Annotated in this window: 3 protein-coding genes; all 3 read right to left on the bottom strand. The window is 63.1% G+C overall.

Going from position 1 to position 4,346, the window contains the following annotated elements; translation table 11 throughout:
* Nucleotides 1-134: 134 nt before the first annotated feature.
* Entirely contained in the window at nt 135-1,331 is a 1,197-nt protein-coding gene (locus tag BGN95_RS18520) for an LLM class flavin-dependent oxidoreductase (protein WP_286773611.1), read from the bottom strand.
* Between the two features lie 26 nt (nt 1,332-1,357).
* Nucleotides 1,358-3,967, bottom strand: coding sequence for a TonB-dependent receptor (locus BGN95_RS18515; RefSeq protein ID WP_286773610.1), 2,610 nt, complete (start codon nt 3,965-3,967; stop codon nt 1,358-1,360).
* 206 nt (nt 3,968-4,173) lie between these two features.
* The coding region (locus tag BGN95_RS27260; RefSeq protein WP_502688318.1) for a hypothetical protein at nt 4,174-4,346 on the bottom strand (173 nt) is incomplete at its 5' end.

Raw genomic sequence — 4,346 nt, 5'->3', positions numbered from 1 at the left:
GGGTTGTGCCAATTGCCGCGATCCGCGAAAATCCGGGCATCCGCCGCCGGATCGCGCACGCCGGTGTTGAAAATTCACCTGGGGCTGCGGCCGCCAGATGATCGAATCGGTGCATCGGAAGGTCGCCAGCCGGATCAGCGGCGACCGCCTGCGCGGCGCAAGCGACTGCCCGATACGGGGAGGTCGAAGCCATGATCGATATCGAGAAGCGGGAAGACAAGATCGGCGAAACGCTGCGCCTCGCTGATCAGCGGATAGCCCGACAGAATGAACGCGCCGGTTCCCTGCGCCGCATATTCGGTGAGCCGCGCGGCGACATTCTCCGCGCTGCCGACCAATGCCGTCCCCGCCAGCGGCGATACGATGTTGAACCCGAACAGGCTCGGTCCGACCCAGACATTCGGGTAGATTTCGAGATCTCTGGCGCGCGGCAGACGCCCCGCGCGCACCGCGGCGAGGTTCGCCTCCACCTGCGGATCGGGGCTATGATAGCTCTCGATCGTCTCGCCGCGCGGGATCTGCATCTCGATCGACTGGCGCGCATAGTCGATATGCGTGTGGTCGAGCAGCCACTGGGCATAGTCCCACGCCTCTTCCTCGGTCTCGCGCACGATGATCTGGAGACGGGTGCCATAGTCGAGCCTGCGCCCGATCCTGGCGGCTTCCGCGCCGACCGCGCGGAACTTGTCGCCGAGCCTGGGCGGGGTGTCGGCGAAGCTCAGATAGGTGTCGAGCAGCTTGACCGAATGCGCCACACCAGCGGGCGAGGTGCCCGCTCCCCATAACGGGACGCCGCCCGGCTGGACCGGCTGAAGCGGCGGTTCCTTCGCGCCGCGCCGGCCGAGACCATATTCGGCCGGCGCCGGCGCCAGCTTGATGAAGCGCCCGTCGTAACCGTCGCGCTGGCCGGTGTAGAAGCGGCGGAACGCGTCCCAATATTCGAAGCTGAAATCATATCGTTCGTCATGCTCGTAGTTCACGCCGAACGCGGGCAGGATCAGGTCGTTGCCGTTGACGACATTGTACAGCATCCGGCCACCCGACAGCCGGTCCTGCGTCAGCGCGATCTGCGCCAGCTTGACGGGGGAGAGGAGGCCCGGGTGGATCGCGGCGAGAAAGCGCATCCGCTTCGTCACGCCGAACATCGCCGAGGAGACGGTGAGAACGTCGTCGGACAATCCCGTCCCCAGCAAGGCGCCATAATAGCCGAGCCGGTCGATCGTCGCCGCCAGTTGCTGGAGGTGGCGGAAATCGGTGTTCCAACGGCCCTCGGGCTCCCACGGAAAGGGGCCGTCGGGGGCGGTGAGATACCACAGGATCTTGATGCTCATGCGAAATGCCCTCCTTGAACGATGCGTCAGAAGCGCAGGCCGAGCTGGCCCTGAACGGAGAAGGGCGCCGTCGGCTGGAGGAATTCGCCCCCGGTCAGCGCGTTGAGGAAGCTGCGCTTGTTGGTGAGGTTGAGGAAGCGGACCGAGACATCGTAGCTCTTCCGCCGATAATAGATCGTCAGGTTGGTCTGATAGGAGGCGGGCACCACCACCGTCGCGCTGAGGTTGGTGATGAATTTGTCCGTCCACCAGCCCTCGATCTGCGCCCCCAGCCCATTGTCGAAATGATAGTCGACGAAGCCGTTGAGCGAATAGGCGGGGACGCCCGGCAACGGATAACGCCCGCCCGGCCGCCCGATCAGCCGGTTGGAATCGCCGAATACGGTGGCATTGTCCGCGACGAAGCCGAAGGGTGAAAAGCCGCCCGGGACGATATAGGTGTTGACCCCGTCGAGCCAGGTGAAGTTCGCGCCGCCCGACAGGTTGCGCGACGGCTGGAAGCGCAGCGAAGCCTCGACGCCCTTGATCCGGACGCGCGCCATATTGCCATTGGTGTCGGGGCTGAGATCGCGGTTCTGAACGAAGCCGGCGAGCGAGGCGAACAGCTTGCCCGGCACGATATCCGCCTTCGCGCCGGCCTCGTACAATTCCGAAAGGCTGCGGAAGGCGAGGTCATTGAGCTTGTTGCCGGGGCCCCAGACGAGGAAGTTGCCGAAGACCCCGGTGTTGAGCGCATAGCTATGGTCATAGGTGCCGTAGAGCGTCACCTGGCGTATCGGCTTGATGAAGAGGCTCGCCTGATAACTGGGCAAAGTATAGCTGCGATGATCGCCGCGTGCGGCCTGCACCGCGGTGAGCGCGACGGGGTTGCTGATGCGCGCGCTGATCCGCGTCACGTTGATGCCGAGATTGAGCCCGACGACGTCGCCGAAGTTCAGATTCTGCTGCGTGAAGATGCTGAACTGCCGGATGCTCCCTTGCGATGTGTAAACCGCGCCGCCCGACGTCGGAAAACCCCCGATCTCGGAATAGAATCCGTCGTTCACCGGCACCATGACGGGCAGGTTGAGATAGCCGAAATAGGTCGATTGCGGCACGCCCGGCTGGCCGATCCACGATCCCGACGAATTGGGATTGGCGAGCGGCAGCCCATAGAGCGCGGCGGGTGTGATCGTGCTGGGATCGAGCGTCAGGTCATAGGGGTTGTAATTGAAATTGTTGTTCGCCGACAGCGCGGTGTAGGTGAGTGAGCGATAGGAGACGCCGGTATTCGATTGCAGCGTCGCGTCGATCCCCAGCACATTGCTCTTCGCCTTGGTCCGCAGTTCGAGCCGCTGATCGATCAGCGTGCTGCGATTCTGGTAGATGAAGGAGCCGACCGAATCGTTGGTATTTTCCGAGCGCTGGAAATAGGTGCTCGAAAGAATATCGGCATTCGTGCCGATGTCCGCGCCGATCTGGAGCTGCGAGATATAGCGTTTCGCCTTGTTGATGTCTTCCGGGCGTCCGGACCCCGTCGCCCCGGAAATCTTGGTCAGGCCGTTGCCGGGAATGCTGGGGTCATAGACCCAGCCGACGATTGTCCCTGCCTGCGCCGCGGTCGCGCCGGGCATCGGCGTCGTCTGCACCGCGCCGGCGATATATTGCGCGTTGGCGTTGCGCGTCCGGGTCTGCCAGCCGACGGGCGCCGCGGTGGGGTTGCTCGAGGCGAAGACCGGCGACCAGATGCCGACGCCCGGCGTGCTGATGAGCGGCGTCGCGCGGCCCGCGTAATAGGAACCGAAATTGTCGACCAGTTCCTGCGTCGGCCGGTTCCAGCCGCGCGTGATGTTGAAGTCGTAATAATTGTCGAAAGAGCCGTTCCAGTCGACGCGGATCGAGCTCGTCGGCCGCCACGAAAGCGCGCCGTAGAAGCTGTTATAATTGTTGCGGACGTTGCGATAATAGGTGTCGCCGCGCTGCCCCTTGATGCTGATGCGATAGGCGAGCTTGTCGGTGATCGGCCCGCCATTGTCGAGCGTCAGGTTGAAATCGGGATAGGACGCGCCCTTCTCGCCCGCGGTCCAGGTGCCGAGCTGCGCGGTGATCTGGCTGTGCTGGCCGTCGAAATAGGGCTTTTTGGTGATATAATTGACATAGCCGCCGGTGTTGCTCGACGGGCCGAAGATGACGGAGGAGGGGCCGGCGACGATATCCGCCCCCTCATAAGCATTGAGGTTCAGTGGATGGTCGTTGCCGTCCTTGTAGATGCGCTGGCCGTTCTGGAACACTTCCGCCGCGAGCCCGCGCAAAGTGGGGGCGGCGCTGTTGCCCTGGCCGCCGCCGCGGGTGATGCCGGGCGCATATTTGATGAAATCGTCGGTGCTCTTGAGCGGGTCGCGCAGCAATTGGTCCGCCGTCACCTGCGAAACGGACCGGGGCGTGTCGAGGACCGAAACGTCGGTGCCGTAGATCGAGCTTTGCGGCCGATCCGGCAGGACGGTGGAATCGATGCGGCGACCGGTGACGACGACGGTTGAATGGCTATCGGCATCATCGGCTACCGGGCCGTTGTCGCTGGCCGCGGCAACGCCGGGCAGCGCGATGACGAATGCGCTCGCGGTCAAGAGCAATGAGCGCACGGTTGCAGTGCTCATGAATATTTCCCCCTGTGGTTTCCCCGTCCGTCCAGATGTCATGTGCTCTGGTGCCGGAACGATCCGAGATTATCGCTTCGAGATATTTTAAGCATGAACCGTGCCAATCGCGGATTCTGAGATATTACAGGGATCTCGAAGAATATATCCGTAGAGATGGTTGGAGAAATCAGCAGCTATGCTGATTTCTCCAACCGATTTCCCGATCATTCTCCGAGGAACGTCTTCCGGCCCTCGGGCGACAGCGGGAAGTCGATCGGTGCGGCGTCGTTCAGCCGGTGGTCGCCGATCGCGTGCAGGCGCCAGCGGATCGGATCGTGCGTGGTGTGCGCGCGGGCATTTCTCCAGAAGCGGTCGAGGTTGAACTTCTCCTGCACCG

The sequence above is a fragment of the Sphingomonas sp. 66-10 genome (genome assembly GCF_001897045.1).
Lineage (GTDB): Bacteria > Pseudomonadota > Alphaproteobacteria > Sphingomonadales > Sphingomonadaceae > Sphingomonas > Sphingomonas lycopersici.
This window is presented reverse-complemented; position numbering and strand designations above follow the sequence as displayed.